The sequence below is a fragment of the Vibrio sp. 1288 genome (assembly GCF_033344475.1).
Genome location: NZ_JAWPOX010000195.1, coordinates 1 through 965 on the forward strand (window position 1 = coordinate 1; position 965 = coordinate 965).

Annotated in this window: 1 protein-coding gene; it reads right to left on the minus strand. The window is 48.7% G+C overall.

The annotated features are described in order from the left end of the window. The coding region (locus R8O11_RS25625; protein WP_318194662.1) for a ParB/RepB/Spo0J family partition protein at positions 1-871 on the minus strand (871 nt) is incomplete at its 3' end. Between the last annotated feature and the right edge of the window lie 94 nt (positions 872-965).

The window sequence follows — 965 nt, forward strand, 5'->3', positions numbered from 1 at the left end:
GCTTGGCAATTAGTTGGTCCAATTTGTGAGGCTCATCAAGACTTATCGTCAATTTCGCTTTTCCGTTTGCAGAACGGCTTAAAGAAACCTTCGCATCAAGTAGTTGACTCAATTTATGCGACATTTGCTCGGCTTCGGTATCTTCTTGTTGAGCTTTTTGCTCATTTTGTGGGGCTAAGCACTTTTTTACTAACTGTTCGGTTTGTCGAACCGTCATTTGCTTTTTAGCCACCATTTGAGCCACTTCGACTTGCTGTTCACCTTCCAGTGCCAGCAGCGCACGAGCATGCCCCATTTCAAGTTGTTTCTCCGCCACCAAGCGTTTAACGTCGGCATCCAATTGGTTGAGACGCAACAAGTTACTCACGGTAGTTCTTGACTTACCAATCACATCCGCCACTTGCTGATGCGTTAGCGAGAACTCATCTTGCAGGCGCTCCAATGCTTGCGCCTCTTCAATCACATTCAAGTCTTCACGCTGAATGTTTTCGATCAAAGCCATAGCAATAGCTGCGCGGTCTTCAACTTTCTTAACCAAGCAAGGCACGCGTTTCAGGCCTGCTTGTTTCGCGGCACGCCAGCGGCGTTCGCCAGCGATGATCTCAAACTGTCCGCCAACAACCTGACGAACCACGATCGGCTGGATAATGCCTTGCGATTGAATAGAAGCCGCTAATTCTTCAAGCGCTTCAGGTGCCATATCTTTACGCGGTTGGTAGATCCCCGGCTGTAATTGGCCAATGGCTAATTCAGTGAGTTCACCGTCTGCTGACAAGGCTTGGCTTTGCGATGCAATTTGCTGTTTTTCACGAGCAAACGAACTGGTCGACAACAACGCATCCAGTCCTTTTCCTAGACCACGCTTAGACATGGATTGCATTCCTTAGGTTAGAGTTAAACTGGGATTTCTTCGCGGCGGAGCATTTCGCCCGCTAGAGCAAGTTACGCTTTGGCACCGGCTGAGT